This is a genomic window from Arthrobacter sp. (genome assembly GCF_030540645.1).
Lineage (GTDB): Bacteria > Actinomycetota > Actinomycetes > Actinomycetales > Micrococcaceae > Specibacter.
In genome coordinates this window covers 132,868-154,019 of record NZ_JAUNVV010000001.1, presented here as the reverse complement: position 1 = coordinate 154,019, position 21,152 = coordinate 132,868, and the positions used below count along the sequence as shown (strand labels likewise).

15 protein-coding genes and 1 pseudogene are annotated in these 21,152 nt (G+C 61.6%); 9 read left to right on the top strand and 7 right to left on the bottom strand.

The window, feature by feature from the left end; genetic code table 11:
- Window positions 1-94: 94 nt before the first annotated feature.
- The 3 genes from Q4P21_RS00665 (at window position 95) to Q4P21_RS00655 (ending at window position 2,884) form a co-directional block, all read left to right on the top strand.
- On the top strand, window positions 95-808 hold the full coding sequence (locus tag Q4P21_RS00665) for a hypothetical protein (protein WP_303386939.1): 714 nt from the start codon (window positions 95-97) through the stop codon (window positions 806-808).
- A 96-nt stretch (window positions 809-904) separates the two neighbouring features.
- Window positions 905-2,299, top strand: a complete 1,395-nt coding sequence (locus Q4P21_RS00660) for a GH1 family beta-glucosidase (protein ID WP_303386938.1) — start codon at window positions 905-907, stop codon at window positions 2,297-2,299.
- Between the two features lie 129 nt (window positions 2,300-2,428).
- Window positions 2,429-2,884, top strand: coding sequence for a carboxymuconolactone decarboxylase family protein (locus tag Q4P21_RS00655; RefSeq protein ID WP_303386937.1), 456 nt, complete (start codon window positions 2,429-2,431; stop codon window positions 2,882-2,884).
- Between the two features lie 8 nt (window positions 2,885-2,892).
- Here Q4P21_RS00655 and Q4P21_RS00650 read toward each other — a convergent pair whose 3' ends face one another.
- The gene (locus Q4P21_RS00650; RefSeq protein ID WP_303386936.1) at window positions 2,893-3,648 is read right to left on the bottom strand and encodes a hypothetical protein; all 756 of its coding nucleotides are present in this window, start codon (window positions 3,646-3,648) and stop codon (window positions 2,893-2,895) included.
- A 230-nt stretch (window positions 3,649-3,878) separates the two neighbouring features.
- Here Q4P21_RS00650 and Q4P21_RS00645 point away from each other — a divergent pair, with 230 nt between their 5' ends.
- The 3 genes from Q4P21_RS00645 to Q4P21_RS00635 all read left to right on the top strand — a co-directional run bounded on the left by Q4P21_RS00645 (window position 3,879) and on the right by Q4P21_RS00635 (window position 7,267).
- Window positions 3,879-5,873: a sensor histidine kinase gene (locus Q4P21_RS00645; protein WP_303386935.1), complete on the top strand. Its 1,995-nt coding sequence runs from the start codon at window positions 3,879-3,881 to the stop codon at window positions 5,871-5,873.
- A complete protein-coding gene (locus tag Q4P21_RS00640; protein WP_303386934.1) occupies window positions 5,870-6,556 on the top strand; it encodes a response regulator transcription factor in 687 nt (228 codons plus the stop codon). Before Q4P21_RS00645 ends, Q4P21_RS00640 begins: the two co-directional genes overlap by 4 nt.
- 66 nt (window positions 6,557-6,622) lie before the next feature.
- Window positions 6,623-7,267 carry a bifunctional 2-polyprenyl-6-hydroxyphenol methylase/3-demethylubiquinol 3-O-methyltransferase UbiG gene (locus Q4P21_RS00635; protein WP_303386933.1) on the top strand — a complete coding sequence of 215 codons (645 nt, stop codon included), beginning with the start codon at window positions 6,623-6,625 and terminating at the stop codon, window positions 7,265-7,267.
- Between the two features lie 29 nt (window positions 7,268-7,296).
- On the opposite strand, the gene Q4P21_RS00630 is transcribed toward Q4P21_RS00635, so the two are convergent.
- Window positions 7,297-9,255: an HNH endonuclease signature motif containing protein gene (locus tag Q4P21_RS00630; protein ID WP_303386932.1), complete on the bottom strand. Its 1,959-nt coding sequence runs from the start codon at window positions 9,253-9,255 to the stop codon at window positions 7,297-7,299.
- A 181-nt stretch (window positions 9,256-9,436) separates the two neighbouring features.
- Entirely contained in the window at window positions 9,437-9,706 is a 270-nt protein-coding gene (locus Q4P21_RS00625; protein ID WP_303386931.1) for a hypothetical protein, read from the bottom strand.
- 210 nt (window positions 9,707-9,916) lie between these two features.
- Here Q4P21_RS00625 and Q4P21_RS00620 point away from each other — a divergent pair, with 210 nt between their 5' ends.
- The 3 genes from Q4P21_RS00620 (at window position 9,917) to Q4P21_RS00610 (ending at window position 16,360) form a co-directional block, all read left to right on the top strand.
- Window positions 9,917-10,873, top strand: a complete 957-nt coding sequence (locus Q4P21_RS00620) for a hypothetical protein (protein ID WP_303386930.1) — start codon at window positions 9,917-9,919, stop codon at window positions 10,871-10,873.
- A 136-nt stretch (window positions 10,874-11,009) separates the two neighbouring features.
- The gene (gene hrpA / locus Q4P21_RS00615) at window positions 11,010-14,984 is read left to right on the top strand and encodes an ATP-dependent RNA helicase HrpA (protein WP_303386929.1); all 3,975 of its coding nucleotides are present in this window, start codon (window positions 11,010-11,012) and stop codon (window positions 14,982-14,984) included.
- A gap of 320 nt (window positions 14,985-15,304) precedes the next feature.
- Entirely contained in the window at window positions 15,305-16,360 is a 1,056-nt protein-coding gene (locus Q4P21_RS00610; RefSeq protein WP_303386928.1) for a 2,3-butanediol dehydrogenase, read from the top strand.
- Window positions 16,361-16,462: 102 nt separating this feature from the next.
- Here the strand turns inward: Q4P21_RS00610 and Q4P21_RS00605 are convergent, their stop codons facing one another.
- The 4 genes and pseudogenes from Q4P21_RS00605 to Q4P21_RS00590 all read right to left on the bottom strand — a co-directional run.
- Window positions 16,463-18,457 (bottom strand): BCCT family transporter, encoded by a 1,995-nt coding sequence (locus Q4P21_RS00605; RefSeq protein ID WP_303386927.1) that lies wholly within the window; start codon window positions 18,455-18,457, stop codon window positions 16,463-16,465.
- 243 nt (window positions 18,458-18,700) lie between these two features.
- Window positions 18,701-19,129, bottom strand: a complete 429-nt coding sequence (locus Q4P21_RS00600) for an HIT family protein (RefSeq protein WP_303386926.1) — start codon at window positions 19,127-19,129, stop codon at window positions 18,701-18,703.
- A 67-nt stretch (window positions 19,130-19,196) separates the two neighbouring features.
- Window positions 19,197-20,246, bottom strand: coding sequence for an NAD(P)-dependent alcohol dehydrogenase (locus Q4P21_RS00595; RefSeq protein ID WP_303386944.1), 1,050 nt, complete (start codon window positions 20,244-20,246; stop codon window positions 19,197-19,199).
- A gap of 63 nt (window positions 20,247-20,309) precedes the next feature.
- Window positions 20,310-21,077: pseudogene (locus tag Q4P21_RS00590) on the bottom strand (sulfurtransferase); the annotation flags it as partial.
- Window positions 21,078-21,152: the final 75 nt, after the last annotated feature.

Sequence of the window (21,152 nt, the reverse complement as noted above, 5' to 3'; positions counted from 1 at the left end):
GCAACAGGCTCGGAGCAACCCACCAAAGTGTGGGCCTAAAATTCCAGCCCGCCCGCCATGGAATGGCACGGGGCTGCCAGAGAAGGAGCGCATCATGAATGCATCAGTTGTCACAACTGCCGAGCAGACGACGTTGCGCCGTGACCCGACGGTGCGGTTCCGTCGCACGGCCACAGCCATGGCCCTGCCAGTCGGGATTTTGCTTCAGGTTGCAGCCAACACCGTCTACGCCCTGGGCACGATGGATGGCGGCAGCGACCAGACCGGGGCCGGCGCGCTGGAGCTCTATTCCTCCAACACATCAGCCTGGCGGATCTGCATTGCGTTGGCGATGGTCGGCTCCATGCTCATCGTGGCAGGCATTCCTGCCGCCCTGCGTGTTCTGCGGCCCACCCGTCCGAAGCTTTCACTGGCCGCCGGCCTGCTCATGGCGGCAGGTTACATGGCCTACGTGGGCATAGTGGCCATCACGTTCTTGGAGATCGCGCTTGCGGTTCAGGGCGTTGATGCAGGCGCCGCCATCGATGCGAGCGAGGACTATCCGGCCGGGCTGCCTTTCTTCCTCCTGTTCGTGGCTGGAAATCTGGTGGGCACCTTGCTGTTGGGCTTCGCCGTACTCCTGAGCCGGCAACTTCCGTGGATCACCGGGGCACTGATCATTGCGTGGCCTGTCCTGCACATCACGGGGCTGATTGTGGGCACTGAATGGTTTGCCGTCTCCGGCGGAATCGTGGAAACAATCGGGCTGGGACTTCTGGCGGCGGCTGCGCTGCGGCTCTCTGATGCACAGTGGGTGGCCCGCGGCTGAAGTCGACGGTCTCATATCCAGGCACGACGGCGTCCCTTGACTTCCTTGGTCCCATCCGTGAAGCTCGCGGCCAAGGAAGTCAATGAACCGTGTGCAATGCAGCAACGAAAGGTCTCCATGGACAAGCCGGCGTTCCCAAGTTTTCCATCCGACTTTACATGGGGCGTCTCCACCGCCTCCTACCAGATCGAAGGCGCCGTTGCTGAGGATGGCAGGGGCCCCTCCAGTTGGGACGCATTCGTGGCCGAGGCCGGACGAGTGCTGGGTGGGGACACCGGGGACATTGCCTGCGACCACTACCACCGCTATCCGGAAGACATCCACCTCATGAAGGAGCTGGGCGTTGATTCCTATCGCTTCAGTTTCGCTTGGCCGCGCATCCAACCCGGTGGCACCGGGCCGGTGAACCCGGCAGGGCTGGGCTTTTACGACAGGCTCGTCGACGGCCTGCTCGAAGCTGGTATCGCCCCCAGCCCCACGTTGTTCCACTGGGACACCCCGCTGGAACTGGAACAGGCCGGTGGCTGGCTGAACCGGGACACTGCCGAGCGCTTTGGCGAGTATGCGCAGATCGTCGGCGAGCATTTTGCCGACCGTATCCTGCGCTGGATCACCATCAATGAGCCGGTGGTACTGACCATGCTTGGCTATGGTGCAGGGATCCACGCCCCGGGACTCGAACTGGGCTTTGCCGCGCTCCCGGCAGCGCACAACCTGTTGCTCGCGCACGGACTCGGCGTCCAAGCCCTGCGCTCCAGCGGGGCATCCAATATTGGCATCGCCAACAACCATGCCGTGACCTGGCCAGCCAGCAACAGCGCAGAAGACCGGCAGGCGGCGGGACTGTACGACAACATCACCAACTGGATTTTCGCCGACCCCATCCTGAGGGGAGCCTATCCCCCGGAGCTGGCACCTTTCCTGCCGACCGTGCCGGAGTCCGACATGGTCACCATCTCCACACCCATCGACTGGTACGGCATCAATTCCTACAATCCCACGCTCGTTGGGGCGCCCTCTTCCGGGGACGCCGCCCTCGTCGACGGCCATGCGCTGGATGCCTCCCTGCCGTTCTCACTGCGGGAACTTGTTGGGTACCCACGCACGGACTTTGACTGGCCTGTTGTTCCCGAGGCGTTCACGGAACTGCTCGTGGGATTCAAGGAACGCTACGGGGACAATCTCCCTCCCATCTACATCACCGAGAACGGAGCCGCCTTCAATGACGGCCCGGACAGCGACGGACGGGTGCGGGACCAGCGCAGGATCGATTACACCGAGTCCCACCTGCGTGCGCTCAAAGACGCCATGAATGCCGGTGTTGATGTTCGCGGTTACTTCCACTGGTCACTCTTGGACAACTTTGAGTGGGCGGCCGGCTTCTCCCAGCGCTTCGGGTTGGTGCATATGGACTATGAAACACAAATGCGCACACCGAAGGATTCGTACTACTGGTATCAGGACCTGATCAAGCAAACGAAGCACCCCTAAGCCGATCGGCAGTCCGCAATGCCCGCACCTTGCGCAAATTTCCCAAGAGCGAGAAGCTGAAATGGAACCCATGGGGAATATTTCACAATAAATTCAACAAGGTTCGCTAGAGAAAAAAGAGGCAGCATCATGACCACCGAGCGCATGAACATCCAACAGGTCGACCCCCACGCATACCAGCCCATGTTCGCCATGGAAAAGTACATCCACGGCGGCCCCCTCGGCGAAGACTTACTGGCCCTGGTGAAGATTCGGGCCTCTCAAATCAACGGCTGCGCCTACTGTCTTGACATGCACGCCAAGGAAGCGCGAGCTGCCAACGTCGACCAGCGCAAGTTGGACGTCCTAGCTGGCTGGCGCGAAGCCACCGCCCTCTATACCGAACGTGAACAGGCCGCCATCGCCCTCACCGAAGCCGTCACCATGATCAGTGCCGACGGCGTCCCGGACCATGTCTGGAAGGCCGCCAGCGCACACTTCCAGGAGAAGGAAATGCCGATGCTGTTGATGGCCATCGCGGCCATCAACGTGTGGAACCGGCTCGCCATTGCCACACACCAGGCCCTGCCGGATATGCCCGCGTGAAAGCAACCCTAATTCGCTGCGGCGGCCGCTAAAACAGCGGCCGCTCCTGCATCTTTGTGGGCATTGCCAGCTGAACTCACCACCGGCAGCAGCCCGGCCACCGTCAGCACCCCGAAGATCGGCGTGGCCAGGTATGAGCTGCCCAGCACCAGCAGGACAACTGTGCCCACCAGAACAGAGATCATCGCCAGCAACGGGATCACGTGCGCCCGGTACAGCGCCACGGCCAGCAGAGGGAACCAGAGCGCAATGCCGACAATGGTGGGGATGATGACCAGAGCGCTTGACCAATGCAGGTTGATCTCTTGATACAGCTGGCCTGCCTGATCCGCGGGCATGGTTTGCGCCAGGATTAGTGGGAGCGCAAAGGCCGTGACGGAGTGGATGACACGTCCAAAGACAAAGAGCAGCCCCACAGTTGCCGTGATCCAAGCCAGAACCGGGGTGGCGTTCACACACAGCCGCCAGCCGAGCAGCACCGCTGGTACGGCAACAAACGCTGTTAAGAATGTCAGCACTGTGGCTGCCCCATGTACGCCCGGATTATTGGCGATGGAAGCCAGTGACGCTTCCATGGAAGCCGCACCTGCATTGGAGTCAATGGTTCCGGTAATGGCGCCACTGGAATCCGCCATCATGCGCAATAGATCTGCTGCCACCAGCAGAACCGCAGTGCACACAATCATCCACGCTGCAGCAACCACCATGCGGCCGCTACCGAGCTGGATTGTGGGTGCTGCTGGAGAAATCATTTGCCGTTTCATATCATCTTCCTTGATCTGGACTTTCCTGGATGTTCCTTGGGACCGAATTGTTGGGAGGTGAAGGCTCCACCAGGCCCGTGGCTCCAGTCTGCGATTTCCGCTCGCTGAAGTAGTCCACCTTCACGCACTGGACACGTCCTCCAACGAACGTTGCGGCTCCGACTCAAGGGCACGGCCGGGTCGTCCAAAAGTAGGTCGAGAATTGCCCGCAAGCACCGTATCCTCAGGACATGGGTGGGCTTTGGTGTTCCCGCGAACAAGGGCTGCTGGCGACAGCTGCAGGTTTGTGGACTGCCTGCTTTCTTGCCGCCGCACCGCAGGACCCACCGTGGTGGACCGTCTCCTGTTTGGCGCTGGCATGGGCGGCTGCCACCTGGATCTCCAGGCCAGCTCCGCTGCTCGGCGCCGCGCTTGGCGGCGCCGCCTACGCAGCTACCCTCGGGGCTGGCATTCCCACGGAAAACCCCGCCCCCATGGTGGCTTCCCTGCTCATTGTCTATTCCAATGGGCGCTTCCTGGCTGATGCTTCAGGTCTTCTGGCTGTCCCTCTCCTGTTGGCGGCAACGGCACTGCCCGGAGCGGGGGCGTCCCCCGGCGGTGCCGTCTTTGGTGCCTTTTTGTACATCGCAGGCTACGTGTTCGGCAGACTGGTACGACGCCGTTTCAAGGCTTCCGCGCAAGTAGTCGCCAACACTGCGCGGCTGGGTGTGCAGAACCCTGTGCAGCTGGCCCGCATGCAGGTGGACGCTGAAACGTCGGCGGTGGCCGAGGAGTCGTTGGCGGTCATCGGGTCCTCCATTGATGCGATGTGCAGGGCGGCGGCACATGCGGCCCGCACCCTCCAGACTGCGGACATCACACGGATCACGACCCTCGGCACCGAGGCAGTGGGCAGACTCAAAACCCTCCTCGTTGATTTGCGCGCTGGTGTAAAAGCCACCGGGCCACAGGAAAACACTCTTGATCGCTGTTTGTCGCAGAAGCGCGGATCGTCGCAGAAGAAGCAGCAGGAAGCTCTGCAGAAACAACCACGCATCAGGCAGCTGCTCCGGCCCAGAACTCTGACCTGGCTGGCGCCCAGCCTGATCGTTGGAGGGCTGCTTGCAGTGGAAACCATCATGCTCGCACAGAAGATCGCCGCTATTGGCCTCGTGACTGCCCTTGTTGTTGCCGCCGCCCTCACGCTGCGCGAACGCAACGCGACTGCCACGTGTGCAGTGATCGCAGCAGCACTGGCGTTGTGCGCCTTCACCGGAACCGCTCTTCCTGAAGGGCTGGCGCTGGGCATCAGTTGTGTTGTGGCCGTCTGGTGTGCCATCGCGGATGGTCGCATACTGGCCCGCATCGGCGCAGCGTTTCTGGCAGCTGTGCTTTTGCTGGCTTTGGCTGCGGAGAGTACCGGGGGTGCCGCAAATTTGCCCTTCAACTTGGCCTTGTTGGGGTTCACGGCTTTCGCCGCCCACGCCTGGCACGTGCACGGGCGCGCCGAGCAAGACGCCTTGACGGAAATGGGCCAGCTACAGCTCCGTTTCACCAGCAGCTTTGATGCAACGCTCGCCGCGGGCCGGCTGGAATTGGCCAGGAGCGTCCATGATGCGGCCAGCCATGCCGTGGGAGCCATGGTCATTCAATCAAACGCAGCGCTGGCGATGCATGAAAGGAATCCAGAAGCTGCACGCGCTGCCTTGGAACTGGTCTTGGACATTGGCCGCAGTGCGGGGCGGGGGCTGACCGTCCTGAAGGCCAACACCGTGGAACCACCAAAACGATCCGCACTGCAAAGCCTGCAGAGCGTGATGGACCAAGTGGCCGCGGCCGGAACCACTGTCACCCTGGGACATGTCAACCCCGTTCCGCAGCGGCATGCAGCAGTTGCCTACAGGATCATGAGGGAAGCCTTGTTCAACGCCGCCCGGCACGCACCCGGCAGTCCGGTCACCATCTCCATCGTCACCAGCAGCGACGGCAGCTGCATCATCACCGTGGACAACAGCCGGACCACAACGGCGGCAACGCCAGGAGGTGGAACGGGATTTGGGTTGCAGGGACTGCACGAATTGGTCAGCAGCTCAGGGGGCACACTCCGCTCCGGACCAGTTCACGACACTGCCGCACCCAGCACAGCGGCGGGCCGGACGGCCCAAGGCGAGGCTCCGGCGTCGGGCTTCCAGCTCGTCGCGGTGCTGCCAGCTGAGCCAGAACCATTGCAGCAGGGGGACGCATGACTCCCATCACCGTGGTCATTGCCGACGACCAGGACCTGATCCGGGCCGGACTTCAAGCCATCCTCGCCACAGCTCCCGGCATCGAAGTGGTCGGGGTGGCGCACGACGGCGGCATGGCAGCTGCGCTGGCAAAGCGCCACCGGGCAGATGTGGTGCTCATGGACATCCAGATGCCAGGGGTTGATGGTTTGGAAGGTCTGGCGCGGATCACCAAAGAGGGGCTGTCCAGCAAGGTTTTGATGCTCACCATGTTTGATCTGGACGAATATGTGTACGCGTCACTGCGCGCCGGTGCCAGCGGATTTCTACTCAAGACCACACCGCCGGATGCGCTCATCAGGGCCATCCTTGCCTGCCACAGCGGTGAAGTGCTTTTCGCCCCGTCAGTGACAAGGCGGTTGGTCGAGTCGTTTGTGGCAAGAGCCCCAGCAGTTGAGGGCATACCGGTCGTGCTCCGCAACCTCACACCACGTGAGCTGGACGTCTTCACGGCACTAGCCAGAGGGCTGTCTAACTCCGAGATAGGCGCCGAACTCTATCTGGGTGAGACGACAGTAAAAACTCATGTCACCCGAATATTGGCCAAGCTTGGACTGCGGGACAGGGTTCAGGCTGTGGTGCTGGCCTATGAATGTGGCCTCCGCCAAGTGGGAACCGGAGGAAACCCTGGAGCTCCTCGCTGAATTTCAGCAAGGAGCATGGCCAGCTGCAGCGGCCAAGGGAATATTGCACCGGTATAGCCTGTACCCATGACACGGGCTTTTGATGAAGAGTTTTGGGATGAGCGCTACGGTGGCAAGGGCTCCGTATGGAGCGGGAACCCCAATCCGCAGCTGGTGGCCGAGACCTCAGGGCCGAACACAACCTCCACCGCTGCGCGAAAGACGGCGCTTGACGTTGGCTGCGGAGAAGGTGCCGACTCCGTGTGGCTGGCCGAGCAGGGATGGCAGGTGACCGGCGTCGACATTTCGAGTGTTGCCCTGCGTCGGGCCCGCGACCATGCTGCTTCGTTGACACTGCCCGGTTCCATCATGTGGGAGCACCATGACCTTTTGCTGTGGGCTCCCCCGCCATCCTCCTTTGACTTGGTCAACGTCCAATTCATGCACCTTCCGCGGAACGACCGCGAGCGCGTGTACGACCGCCTTGCCGCGGCTGTTGCCGCCAACGGCACCCTGCTGATTGTGGGGCACTCGGCGTCGGACGTTCTTGCCGGAGCACACCGCCCCGACAATCCAGAGCTCTTCTTCACGGCCAGTGAAGTCGCCGCCAAGCTGGAACCCGCCCGGTGGAGGGTTGAAGTTGCCGAATCCCGGCCCAGGCTGGACAAGGGACACGACGGCGCCTCCATCACCGTCCATGACGAGGTCATGCGGGCAGTCCGCTTGGCATAGCCGAGAATTGCACATGAATGAATTACACTTCAGCACCGCCTGTTGGCCCTGCGACTGGGTTTACGGCCGGAGTGTCCAGGCAGGGGCGGTGCGGTGGAAATGTAGCGATGGCCTGTTGGTGTGCCCACGTCAGTGCTCGGCAAGCCCGTGCTGGGGTGGCTGTCCCGTTGCGAAGACCAGCCGGGAGCTTCCTTCGCCTGGTTGCAGGCAGTGCACAGCCCTTGCCCATTGTCAGTCGTCGTGGGTCCGCCCGCCGCATAGGCCTTGATGTGGTCATACTCCCTGATGGGAGCGTCGCAGTAGGGAGTTTGGCAGCGCTGGTCCCGTACCCGAAGGAATTCCTTCATTCCCTCCGGGAAGAGTCTTCCTCTCGAGTCCATGGCCAGAAGCGAATTACTCTCCGGATGAGTGAACAATCTTTTCAGCCATACTCGAGATTTGTTGCCATCTCCACGACAATCAGCGCTGCCATGCCCACTGCCATTGCAGCCGCCAAGAATCATCTCGCGGGCCAACGGCGCCGGGATGGCTTCATATCCCACAAGCACTGCCGGATCGTTTTCGCTGCCGAACAGGGAACGGTCGGTCATGACCAGCTCAAGGGCAATGTCCGGCTCGTTCACCGTGGTGCACCACGGCTCCCGCGAAGCCCCGGTGCGGCCATCCTGAACCGGCTCTCGGTGACCTTCTGCGGCCGCTGCAGCGGCCGCAGTCTTGGAGGTGTCTGAGGCGTCGCCGCTACTCTTGCCACCGCCCGCACGCGATCCATCCGCACGCTCTCCACCCGCTCTATTCCCTGCCCCCGCTCCATTCCCGGTTCCCACTGGCATGCCTCGGTGATCGCTGAGCGTTCCCGCCCCCTCATCACAGGGGGCGTGCTGGATGAGGCGATGCATGAGTGCATCGGCCATGAGTTGGCCCTTCCCGCGCTGGTCGCCCGAGGCTTTGGCGCTGTCCGCAACCCGCGTCAGGGTGGCGAGAATCCGCACCCCCTGTTTCAGCGGGATCAACGCCGTCAAAAACGTCATGCCGTCTGCCGCCGGACGAAGTGAGACATAACGGTCGCCAACCGCCTTTTCATGTCGCTTCACGAACGCCTCCGGATCAAGCCCATAGGCGGTATTCCTGCTGGCCGCAGCCAATTCACGGCTGCCCAGGAGCGCAGCGGCGTCCGGGTCGCCGCAGACAACCTGGTCAACGCGCGCACGGTCCGCCAAGGACAGAAACACGGTTTCCCTGGCTACCAGTGACGCCCGGTACTCGTTGATCTTTCCAGTCGCGAAGGCGTGCATGCTGCAGGGCATCTCCCGCACCAGGACTTCGGCAAGTTCACACAGCTGCCGTCCGCGGTGTGCGGATTCGTGCCGAGCCAGCGCCACTTGTGCGGCAACCCCGGTGCCCAGTTTTTCCTTGGGCACCCCCAGCCTGGCCTGGGAAAGCCGCTGCTGGGCGACGAATATTGTTTGGGCGTACGCCTGCACAGCCGACATGGCGTTTTTCACTTGTTCAAGGCGCTCGATCACATCAATCAGGGCGGCGCCGTTGACCTGGTCCACCACAGAAGGGTCGAATCCACGTTCCGCAATAGTTCCGCCAAGAGACGTGACGACGGTTGAGGCAAGGGATGCCTGTGCATCTGCCTTCGTGGCGGCCGACTTATCTCTAGACGACTTCCGGGCAAAATGGGCCAATCCTGCGGTGCTGCGCCCCTCTCGGATTGCCTGCTCCACCGCACAGGCAGATTCATCCGCCTGGTTCCGGGCTTGTTGGGCAAGTTCACCCGCCAGGGCCGCATCAAGCTGCGCCAAGACCACTGGGTTGAAAAAGTTCTGGCACTGTTCCAGTGCGCTGGCACCCGCCACCAACAAAGACTCACACGGAACCACAGCAGCACCGCCGTTCGCTTGCACAGCAGTCTCCCCTCGGGGCGCTCCGTTGCCACCGGACGCATCACCGGAGCTGGTAAAGAACCATTCCCGTGTTGCCATGCCTCCCACCTCCCTGTCCGTCCAGCGAGAGTTCCCAGTAACCAAAAGAGAAACTTTGTACGGTTACTCCAACATCCTTTGATACTCCCATTCTACGAAATACCACGGACATTCAACCTGGAAAACAGGCCCCGCAGCCAAATTGTGGATAACAATTTTCCTCATCCACATGCGCCAAGCTCTACCCCAGTTGCAGCTTGAATCCGGCATGAGAGCGGCTAAACCCGAGGCAATCGTAGAAGCTGTGTGCATCGGTGCGTGAATTGTCGCTCGTGAGCTGCATTGTTGCCACCACGGCACCGTCAGGATCGTCCACCACACACAGCCAATGTGCCGGATCTGCGTCAATAGCCCGATGCGCCGCGTCGTAAGGGGGCCGGTCTTCGAGGGCACTGGACTCAACTGCTTTCCTGAGCTGAAATTTCCGGCCTGCGAGCGCGAAGGTTTCCAATGTCCTTCCTCCATCTTTCCAGTCTTCAGTCCCAGTGCGACGTCGGTCACGAGCCTTGGCTCTCAAGTCCCACCCTGGGCGCGGCGTGCGTACCGCAAGAAACATCTGGCCCATTCCAAAGCCACCGTTTCAATGTTTGAAGTACGTGCGTGAATTAACCCGGCAATGGCCTGTCCTGCCACACTTGGGCAGTACCCGAAAGGCTTTTCCATGACACGCATGATTGCCCTGGCCCTTGGGCTGCTCCTCGCCGCCATGGCTGTTTCCGCCGTCGCATCCTGGATTTCTCGCCGGAAGCCACAACGCGCTCTGGGCACCGGACCGGCTTCCGCGGCGTCGACCAAACATGCCGAAGACAGGGCCATGCTCGCCGCCCAGATTCGTGCGGTGGCCGCCCTGGTGTTTGCCATGGTCATGTTCCTTGCCCTGTTCCGCGCTTCGATCGGCCTGACAGGACAGGTGGGGCTGCCACTTGCCCTCACAGCAGGGTTGTCGGCCAGTGGCGGGTTGCTGCTGTTCTCGGCCCTCCCCACGGCCAAGGCACCGGGTTCCCATCAACTACCGTCGCAAAAACCGGCAACCACCGGCGGCCGCACCGCAGGAGTTCCGCACAAAGCACGGACGATCGCGTCACGTTGGCCGTTTGCCCTGCCCATCGTCGTTTTGTTGGCGTACGCCGCTCTCATTGTTGCTGCAGGTTTGACGTCGTCCCCTGACGAACTTGGCCGACACCGCGTGCTGAGATTGGTGAACGCAGACGGATCATCCGCGGCTACCCCGTATCCCGGCTGGTTCTATGGAGTGCCACTGCTGGTGGTGGCCGTGCTCTTGACTGGATCGGCTTTGCTGGCCTATATACGTATTTCCAGGAACGCTTCCCTGCCCAACCCCGCAATGGCGGCCCTTGACAGCTGCTGGCGTGAGATTGCAAGCCGTGTGCTGATCAGGATCACCACGGGAATCCTCTTAGGCTATCTGGGTGGCACGGCCATCGTCGCAGGGCAGGCCATGGCGGCGTTGTCCTCGGTTCATGACTGGGGCATGGCCACGGTCGCCGTGGGAGCAGCACTGGCACTTACCGGCGTCGTGATTCTTGTCCTGGCAGCCAGATCAGCGCTGGGCATTCGCGCAGCAGTGCGCCGGGGCAACCGGCCCCCTGCCGTATAAACGCACCTTGCCCGCTTGCAAGTAGCAAGAAACCTCCGCATGAGCAGAAAACCTGCGTATGTGCGGTGAAGGCACGCCCACGCACCCGCTCGAGCCGCAAGCGTGGAGACGGGAAGCGCCTAAACTGGAAGGCACCATGACTTTCACTATCAGCTACCCGCCCGCGCTCCCTGTCTCGGAGCGCCGCGAGGACCTCATGGCCGCCATCGCCGCCAACCAGGTCACCATCATTGCCGGCGAAACAGGCTCCGGAAAAACCACCCAGATCCCGAAAATGTGCGTGGAACTGGGCCTGGCCGAGAAGGGCTTGATCGGCCACACACAGCCGCGCCGTCTGGCCGCGCGCACTGTCGCCGAACGCATCGCCAGCGAACTCGACGTGAAGATCGGCGAAGAGGTGGGCTTTCAGGTCCGCTTCACCGGCCACGTGGGGCCGCAGACGAAGATCAAGCTCATGACCGACGGCATCCTGCTGGCGGAAATCCAGCGCGACCGCCTGCTGCGCAAATACTCCGTCATCATCATCGACGAGGCCCACGAGCGCTCCCTGAACATCGACTTCATCCTCGGCTACCTGCGGCAGATCCTGCCCAAGCGCCCGGACTTGAAGGTCATCATCACCTCGGCCACGATCGACCCCGAACGCTTCGCCACACACTTCTCGTCCGCAGACGGCCCGGCGCCCATCATCGAGGTTTCCGGGCGCACCTTCCCGGTGGACATCCGTTACCGCCCGCTCTCCGGCCCCGCATCCGGCGCTGAAGAAGATGATGGGGACGACGACGAACACGTCCCGGCTGCGGACCGTCGCTTCATCGACCGGCAACGGGACGGCGGCAACAGCGAAGAGGACAGGGACCCGCTGGACGCCGTGTGCGACGCCGTGGATGAACTGTCCAAGGAAGCGCCCGGGGACATCCTGATCTTCTTCTCCGGCGAGCGTGAAATCCGCGACGCCGCCGACGCCCTGCACGGCCGTGTTAAAACAAACCCGCGGCTGCGCAATGCCGAGATCCTGCCCTTGTTTGCCCGCCTCTCACTAGCCGAGCAGCACGCCGTGTTCACACCGGGCTCCCGCCGTCGCATCGTGTTAGCCACGAACGTTGCTGAAACATCCCTCACAGTGCCGGGAATCAAGTACGTCATTGACCCGGGCACCGCCCGAATCTCCCGCTACTCGCACAGGACGAAGGTCCAGCGGCTGCCCATTGAGCGGGTATCGCAGGCGTCGGCGAACCAGCGCTCGGGCCGTTGCGGGCGTGTTTCGGACGGTATTTGCATCCGTCTCTACTCCGAAGAGGACTTCAACGCCCGCAGCGAGTTCACCGACCCGGAAATCCTGCGCACCAACCTGGCCGCCGTCATCCTGGCCATGACGGCCATGGGCGTGGCCAAGGGGCCCAAGGACGTGGAGAAGTTCCCGTTCGTCCAGCCCCCGGATTCCCGTGCCATCACCGACGGCGTGACGCTGCTGCGTGAACTGGGCGCCGTGAATGCCCAAGGCGGGATCACCGGCGTCGGACGCCAACTCTCGCAACTGCCCGTGGACCCGAGGCTCGGCCGGATGATCGTGGAGGCCGCCAAACGCGGCGTGGCAGCCGAAGTCATGGTGCTCGCCGCAGCGCTGACCATCCAGGACCCGCGCGAACGCCCCACGGACAAGCAACAGATCGCCACGGAAAAGCACAAGCGGTTCCAGGATGAGAACTCGGACTTCACCGGCTTTTTGAACCTGTGGCGCTACATCAAGGAAAAGCAGGCTGAGCTTTCCTCCAGTGCGTTCCGGCGTCTGTGCAAGGCCGAATTCATCAACTATTTGCGTGTGCGTGAGTGGCAGGATCTGTTCGCCCAGCTCAAGCAGATGGGCAAGTCGCTGGACATCAAGGTCTCCGGCAAGGACATTGACCCAGTGGCCAACCACGACGCCATCCACATGTCGCTGCTGACCGGGCTGCTGAGCCACATCGGCCTCTACGACCAGCGCAAACGTGAATACGCTGGAGCACGCGGGACGAAGTTCATGGTGTTCCCGGGCTCAGCCCTGTTCAAGAAGTCGCCCGATTGGGTCATGGCCGCCGAACTGGTGGAGACGTCCCGGCTCTGGGCCCGGGTGGCGGCCAAGTTTGACCCGTTGTGGGCTGAGCAGGTTGCCCCGGACTTGGTGAAGCGCACGTATAGCGAGCCGCACTGGTCCAAGAAGATGGGCTCGGTCATGGCGCATGAGAAAGTGACCCTCTACGGGGTGCCGATTGTGCCGGACAGGCGCATCCACTATGGGCGGATCGATCCGGAACTCAGCCGCGAACTGTTTATCCGCCATGCCCTGGTGGAGGGTGACTGGCACACCAACCACAAGTTCTTCCACCGCAACCAGGCCGTGCTGGCCGAGGTCGAGGAAATGGAAACCCGCATGCGCCGCCGCGACCTGCGCGTGGATGACGAGACGCTCTTTGAGTTTTACGATGAGCGCATCGGCCAGGACGTGGTCTCCGAACGGCACTTTGACAAGTGGTGGAAGGACGCCCGGCACCAGAACCCGGCCCTGCTGGACTTTGACACGCATGTGGTCATGTCCGAGGAACCCGCCCTCGACGAGGCCGCATTCCCGAAGATCTGGATGCAGGGCGAGTTTGAGCTGCCGCTGTCCTACGAGTTCCACCCCACGGCTCCAGGTTCGGCCCCCAACCCGTCCGACGGCGTGAGTGTCCAAGTGCCGCTGCTGTTCCTGAACCAGCTGCACGAAGCCCCTTTCAGGTGGCAGATCCCCGGCCTGCGGGCCGAGCTGGTCACAGCGCTGATCAAGTCTTTGCCGAAGGCAGTGCGGAAGAACTTCATCCCGGCACCGGATGTGGCTCGCCAGGCGGCCGCAGCACTGGCGGCCGACTTCGATCCGTCGGTGGACGCGCTGGAGCCGTCACTTGAACTGGCACTGCGCCGGATCAAGGGGCACATCATTCCGCCCGGCTCCTGGAACTGGGAAGCCGTGCCCACTCACCTGCGCATGACGTTTTCCGTCGTGGACAAGAACGGCCGCATACTGGAGGAGGGCCAGGACCTTTCCGATCTCCAGGCCAAGCTGGCCGGTGCCACCCGCCGAGCCATTGCCGAGTCGCTCGGAGCAACTCCGAAAACGACGCAGGCCGGGCGGACACCGCTTGCGCCAGGGGGCTCCAGCAAAACTGGCAAGTCCCGTCCCGGGACCACCGGGCCGGGCACAGTGGCGGCGGAGACCACCTCAGGCATAGCCGAACGCTCCGGGCTGACCGACTGGACCGTGGGCGTACTCCCGCGGGAGGTCAAGCGCCTGGTCTCGGGGCACACCGTCACCGGCTACCCGGCACTGGTCGACGAGGGGAAAACTGCGGGAATCCGCGTGTTCCAGCGTCAGGCGGCGCAGGATCTGGCCATGCGCGGTGGCGTGATCCGGCTGCTCGCCCTGCGCGTGCCCTCTCCCGACAGGTACGTGCTGGATCACTTGAGCAACAAGGAAAAGCTCACCTTCAGCCAGAACCCACATGGCAGCGTCACGGAGCTCATTGCCGACTGCACGCTGGCCACGATCGACAAGCTCACTCCGGCCGAGCTGCCATGGAACAGGCAAGACTTTGATGCGTTGTATGAGGTCGTCAGGGCGGAACTCTTTGACTCGGTGTTCACGGTGACGGCCGTCGTCGAACGTGTCCTGGCGTCCAAACTGCGCATAGACAAGGCATTGAAGTCCTCCTCGAGCCTGCCGCTGATCAGTGCCCTGAACGACATCCGCCAGCAGTTGGACCTGCTGGTGTTTCCTGGTTTTGTGGCCAAGACCGGCTTTGCCCAGCTCAGCCAGCTGCCGCGCTATCTGACCGCCATTGAGCGGCGGCTGGAAAAGCTGCCGAGCAACGTGGCGCGGGACGGGCAGTCGATGGCTGCCGTGCAGGCGCTGGAAGACGAGTACGACGACGCCATGGCAGCTTTGGTGCCCGGGCAGCGGTCCACGGCTGCGCTTGAACATGTGCGCTGGATGATTGAGGAACTCCGCGTGAGCTTGTTCGCGGTGGAGCTGGGCACGGCCTATTCCGTGTCCGAGAAGCGGATTCGAGTCGCGTTGGGCAAAGCCATGGCGGGCTGACTACCTTGAAGGGGCAATAAACGGAAAATCCGGACGGAATGGAACCGTCGAGCCATCACTGCGGCTGCCACGGGCTATATACGGGACACCATTTGAGACTGATTTCGGCCGGTGTAGATGTAGACATCCGTCATCGTGTGCACGCGTCACACTGTGCCGACCGCTATTGTCCGGATTCAGGCGGAGACGCCCAGAAAGCACCGATAGTCGGGACGAAAGCCCCATGCCAGAGCCGCGCTGCCGGGATATGGTCAATTTTGATGCCGAAGCCGGCAGATCTTCAAATCTACCTCGTAAAACCGAACCCAAGGTGGCAAGTCATGAAAGCAGCACGTTTCCACGCACAAAAGGACCTCCGAATTGAAGACATTCCTGAGCCGGAGCTCCGCCCGGGAACGGTAAAGGTTGCCATCGCCTGGTGCGGCATTTGCGGTACTGACCTGCACGAATTTCTTGAAGGGCCCATCTTCACCCCGGCCCCGGGCCACCCGCACCCGCTCAGCACAGAGGAAGCGCCCGTCACCATGGGGCATGAATTCTCCGGCACCATCGAGGAAATAGCTGAGGGCGTGGAGGGCCTGCGCGTGGGTGAGAGCGTCGTCGTCGAACCGTACTTTGTCTGCAACGAGTGCCCGCCCTGCCTGGCCGGAAATTACAACCTCTGCACCAAGATGGGCTTCATCGGCTTGGCCGGCGGTGGTGGAGGCCTGAGCGAGAAGGTCGTGGTGGAAGCCCGCTGGGTTCACCCCGTGGGCAGCATCCCCCTGGATGAGGCCGCCCTGATTGAACCTCTGGCCGTGGCCCATCATGCTGTGGTTCGAGGCGGACTGGTGGCTGGCAACTTCGCAGTGGTGGGAGGCGCCGGACCCATCGGCCTGCTCACGGCCGCCGTGCTGAAGGGCATGGGCGTGACCACCATCGTCACTGAGCTGTCACAAGCCAGGAAGGACAAGGCCATTTCTTCAGGCGTTGCCGATTACGTCCTGGATCCCAGCCACGAGGACGTCACAGCGCGGGTTCTGGAACTGACCAACGGCGTGGGTGCCGACGGCGCCTTCGAATGCGCAGGCGTGAACGCCGTGCTCGATTCCATGCTCGACGTCGTCAAGCCCGCCGGAGTGGTGGTCAACGTCTCGATCTGGGGCCGTCCGGCAACGGTGGACATGCAGAAGATCGTGCTGAAGGAGATCGACTTGCGCGGAACCATCGCCTACGTACGCGACCACCCGGCAGTCATCAAGCTCGTCCAAGACGGGAAGATCGATCTCAAGCCGTTCATCACCGGCCGCATTGCGTTGGACGAATTGATCGACAAGGGCTTTGACACGCTCATCAACCACAATGACACGGCCGTGAAGATCCTCGTGCACCCCTAGCAGCGTCGGCACCCAGACAGGCTCGACCACCGATTTTCGGTGATCGAGCCTGTTACGGCGATCGGGCTTAGCACCGATGTCCGCGGAGCCGCATGGGGCGGGCTATGCCTTCACAAGGCCCGTATCCGGTTCGGGTTCCTGGTCGGCATCCAGCTCTGGAGCCGGCTTCGGATCCGTTGCTGGTTCGTGCGACTCGTGAACTGCCGCATCTGCTGCCACCCATCCGTCGGCATATTCGCCCGCCTTGTAGTCGTAGTCGACGGGCTCGCCTTCCTCATCATGGCGTTGGTACCACTCGGTGACGTCGCTTCCGTGGGAGTTGAAGTCCTCCCCGGCTCCATGCCCGACTGCGGCCTTTTCAATGGTGAGGGCAAAGTCGTCGCCGTGTTCATCAATTCCGGCCTTGACAGCGTTCTCGATGGCTTGTTCTGCAAACTCCTGCCGGATCATCATCGGATCCGTGTGCAAGTCCTTGGCGAAGGCGACCATCATGAGCAGCAAGATGATGGCAAAGGGCAATGCCGAGACAATGATCAGGTTTTGCAGGCCTTCCAATGCTGTGTTTCCACCCACAAGGAGCATAACGACGGCGATGCCCATCATTGCCAGTCCCCAGAACACAACAACCTTCTTGTCAGGTTCCGCCTTGCCTCGTTGTGACAGGATTCCCATCACCACGGACGCCGAATCAGCGGACGTGATGAAGAAGATTGAAACGCAGGTCATGGCCAGGAACGGAGTGAGCTGCGCCAGCGGCAGCTGATCGAGCATGGCAAAGAACAGGTCCTGTGGTGAGGAATTGGTACCAATGTCGGCGCCATTCATACGCAGCCACATGGACGTCCCACCGAAGACACTGAAAGCAAGTGCGCACACCACTGTGGGAACACCCAACACGTACAGCACGTATTCGCGCAGCGTCCGCCCGCGGGAGATGCGTGCAAGGAAGATTCCTACGAAGGGTGACCACGAGATCCACCATGCCCAGTAAAAGACGGTCCATGCGCCGGAGAAGTCCGCTGCTTCAGGACCCCATGAAGGTCCCTTGCTCATCATGTGCAGTAACTCAGAGAGGTATTCGGTCAACGAAGCCGGCACCAGGTTCAGCAGGAACAGGGTGGGTCCGGCAACAAAAATGAAAGTGGCCAGAACCAGGGCCAGTGACATGTTGATGTTGGAAAGCCAACGAATTCCGCGTCCCACACCGGACACGGCTGAGGCCACAAATGCGGCACTCAGAATGGCAATAATGACGATCAATCCCGCGTTGGGAAGTTTTCCTATGCCGCTGACAATTTCAACTCCGCGACCCACCTGAAGTGCGCCGATGCCCAGCGAGGCTGCGGTACCGAAGAGTGTGGCGACAATCGCAAACATGTCAATCAGACGCCCCGGGACACCTTCTGTTTGACGTTTCCCAAACAGGCTGGTGAAAATCGAGCTCATCAAAGGAACCCTGCCGCGGCGATACGCACCGTAGGCAACCGCTGCGCCCACGAGGGCGTATAGCGCCCATGCATGCAGACCCCAATGGAAGATGGTTTGTGCCATGGCCTTGTGAATGGCTTCATAGGTTTCCGGCTCAGCAGTTCCGGGCGCCGGGGTAATGAAGTATGTCAGTGGCTCGTAGGGTCCGAAGAAGAACAACCCAATACCCATGCCGGCTGAGAACATCATGGCAATCCAGGAAAACTTGGAAAACTCCGGCTTCTCGCCATCGGTACCCAAGGGAATGCGGCCGTATTTGCTGAACCCCAGGAAGATCATGAAGACCAGGACCAGCGATACCAAGGAGGTGAACAGCCATCCGGTGTTCTGGACCACCCAGCTCAAAGCGGCATCCGAAACGCTTTTCAGTGAGTCGGTGGAGATGACACCCCAGGCAATGAATCCCAGAATAAGCACCGCAGCCAAAGTAAAAACGAGTCTGTCAGTGCCGTATTTAATGCGCTGCTCATCCACCGAGATGCCAGGGACAAGCCCCGGGTGAATGTCGTGCGGGTAGTTTTCCTCAATTTTTTGCAGGACCGGATGATCATCTGAAATCAGATGATCATCGTCGTCTTTGACCTGCTCAGAAGCCTTTTTTTCCGTCATCGATCGAGTTCCCGTCCGCGGAGAATATTGTCTTTGAACTTAACAGGGTTCAACGTTACCGGCCTGTAGGAAGGCTTGGTAATGCGGGGAAACGGGCTTGACATGACGCAATTGACGCACCGCCAATCCTGCGCACGTCATACGGAATGGGGCATGTGGCATCCGTAGCGGGAATATACAAACGCGCGATATTCAACCATTCTGGGTGGAATATCGCGCCAATATTTCGTTATGTTACGGACTTTATGCTCCCGGAACGAACTCACCGTGGCCGGCCGCACGCAGCGCGTCGCGCAGTTTTTCGGCGTTGGCGTCCATGGCAGCCGGATCAGGATGGTTGTCCACCGTGCCGAAATCAAAGTTTTCCATCCCGTACGCGGGGAACACGTGCACATGCAGGTGTTCCACTTCGAATCCAGCGATGGTGAGTCCGGCCCGCGGCGCACCAAAGGCTGCTACCTGTGCCTGACCAACAATCTGTGCAACGGTCATCAGCTTGGACACCAGTTCCGGGGCAGCATCCGTCCATTTGTCCACTTCCACACGCGGCACCACCAAGGCATGCCCGTCCGTCAACGGGCCGATGGTCAGGAACGACACACAGGTATCGTCCTGCCAGATGAAACGGCCGGGAATCTCGCCATTGATGATCTTCGTAAACAGTGTGCTCAAGAATTGCTCCTTAAAACTATGCTGGCAGGTTGCTTAGCTGGTAGTGCAGTTCAGTTGCTGATGCAGTCTAGATAGTGCTGTTGTCAAGGACAAAGCGGTAGCGCACGTCCCCCGCAACCATCCGGTCGTAGGCGTTGTCCAGGTCCGCGGCGGTGACCATCTCAATGTCGGAGACAATGCCGTGCTCGGCACAGAAATCAAGCATCTCCTGAGTTTCGGCGATACCGCCAATAACCGATCCCCCGTAAGCCAAACGCTTGCGGATCAGCAGGCCCGGATCCACCGGAGGCATGTCGGTCGGTGGCAGCCCCAGCTGAATGAGGGCTCCGTCGCGGGCCAGGGTGCGCAGGTAGGCGTTGATGTCGTGCACGGCTGCCACAGTGTCGAGGATTGCGTTCAGTGACCCCTTCACGGCCGCCATCTGGGCTGCGTCGGTGGAAACCACCACGGCATCGGCCCCTAGATCCTTGGCTGCAACCTCCTTGTCAGGGGACGTAGTGAACACGGTGACGGTGGCGCCAAGTGCCTTGGCGATCTTGACAGCCATGTGACCCAGCCCGCCCAGACCCACAACGCCCACCTTGTCCCCTTCCTGAACGTCAAGGTAACTCAGCGGCGAATACGTGGTGACGCCGGCGCACAGCAGCGGCGCGGCAGCGGCCGGGTCCATGCCGTCAGGGATGCGCAGCACATAGTTTTCATCCACCACAATGCCTTGCGAGTAGCCGCCCTGGGTGATGGCGCCGCCATTGCGCCGGTCCACCACCCCGTACGTTCCGACGTTGCCCCCTTCGCAGTATTGTTCAAAGCCTTCAAGGCAGGAGTCGCACTCGCGGCAGGAGTCCACCAAACAGCCAACGCCCACACGCTGGCCAACGCTGAAGCCTTCCACGGCATCGCCAATGCGGCTGACGGTGCCAACAATCTCGTGTCCTGGGACCAGCGGATATTTTGCCGGCCCCCATTCGGAGCGAATCGAGTGCACATCCGAGTGGCACAGACCGCAAAATTCAATGGAAATTTCGACGTCGTGGGCGCCGGGCTCACGGCGCTTAATGGTGCTCGGCGCGAATCCGGACGTAGCAGAGTTGGCTGCGTAGGCCTTTACTTCAGTCATGCCGTTTAGCATATCGCCGTTCGCTCCCGTCTCAACTGGACGCCCCGGCTGGTTCGACCATGCCGACCACGACCCCGGGAACAGCATCGCGTTGAACCCGGCAATTTCCAGCGCCGCAATTTGGTGCGCAGCGGTCACCCCGGAACCGCAATACACGGCCACTGCGGTATCCGACTCCACACCCAGGGCCGTAAACCGCGCACGCAGCTGTTCTGCTGGAAGGAACGTTTTATCCACCTTCACGTTTTCACTGGTCGGAGCACTCACGGCCCCGGGTATGTGCCCGGCCCTGGGGTCCATCGGTTCGACGTCGCCCCGATACCGCTCCCCTGCCCTGGCATCGAGCAGAATCCCCTTCCAGCTGGCAACACCGTCGGAGTCGATAGTTCCCTTAGCCCCGAAACGCACGACGGCGTCACCTGGCACGGCTTGTTCCTCACCTTGGGCGAGCGGGAGGCTGGCAGCGCGCCAGGCAGCCAATCCGCCGTCGAGCAGGTAAATTTCCGGGAGCCCGGCGTAGCCCAGCAGCCACCACGCCCTGGCGGCGGAGGCGGAACCTGCGTCGTCGTAAACCACCACCGTGTCCTGTGCATTAATGCCCCAACGGCGCACCGAGGCGGCAAAGTCTGCCTCAGCGGGCAAGGGGTGGCGACCTTCCGCCGGCAGGCCGTGGGCGGCAAGTTCAGTGTCCATGTCAACATATACGGCACCGGGAATATGAGCGGTCAGGTAGTGGTCATGCCCGTGTGGATCCCCCAACGCCCAACGCACATCCAACACAACAGTGCGGGCGCCGCTGTTCATGCGGGCACTAAGCGCGGCAACACTCATCAAGACGGTCATGGGACTCCTTCATTCAAGTTTCCCGCACTGCCACAGCTGCTGCGGTCCGACGCGGCAAGCCTA

Bases quoted from the DNA above. Each gene is read 5' to 3' on its own strand.
- Q4P21_RS00645 (WP_303386935.1), top strand. From the start codon at position 3,879: ATGGGTGGGCTTTGGTGTTCCCGCGAACAAGGGCTGCTGGCGACAGCT.
- Q4P21_RS00610 (WP_303386928.1), top strand. From the start codon at position 15,305: ATGAAAGCAGCACGTTTCCACGCACAAAAGGACCTCCGAATTGAAGAC.
- Q4P21_RS00640 (WP_303386934.1), top strand. From the start codon at position 5,870: ATGACTCCCATCACCGTGGTCATTGCCGACGACCAGGACCTGATCCGG.
- Q4P21_RS00665 (WP_303386939.1), top strand. From the start codon at position 95: ATGAATGCATCAGTTGTCACAACTGCCGAGCAGACGACGTTGCGCCGT.
- Q4P21_RS00635 (WP_303386933.1), top strand. From the start codon at position 6,623: ATGACACGGGCTTTTGATGAAGAGTTTTGGGATGAGCGCTACGGTGGC.
- Q4P21_RS00655 (WP_303386937.1), top strand. From the start codon at position 2,429: ATGACCACCGAGCGCATGAACATCCAACAGGTCGACCCCCACGCATAC.
- Q4P21_RS00595 (WP_303386944.1), bottom strand. From the start codon at position 20,246: ATGACTGAAGTAAAGGCCTACGCAGCCAACTCTGCTACGTCCGGATTC.
- Q4P21_RS00605 (WP_303386927.1), bottom strand. From the start codon at position 18,457: ATGACGGAAAAAAAGGCTTCTGAGCAGGTCAAAGACGACGATGATCAT.
- Q4P21_RS00650 (WP_303386936.1), bottom strand. From the start codon at position 3,648: ATGAAACGGCAAATGATTTCTCCAGCAGCACCCACAATCCAGCTCGGT.
- Q4P21_RS00630 (WP_303386932.1), bottom strand. From the start codon at position 9,255: ATGGCAACACGGGAATGGTTCTTTACCAGCTCCGGTGATGCGTCCGGT.
- Q4P21_RS00620 (WP_303386930.1), top strand. From the start codon at position 9,917: ATGACACGCATGATTGCCCTGGCCCTTGGGCTGCTCCTCGCCGCCATG.
- Q4P21_RS00660 (WP_303386938.1), top strand. From the start codon at position 905: ATGCAGCAACGAAAGGTCTCCATGGACAAGCCGGCGTTCCCAAGTTTT.
- hrpA (WP_303386929.1), top strand. From the start codon at position 11,010: ATGACTTTCACTATCAGCTACCCGCCCGCGCTCCCTGTCTCGGAGCGC.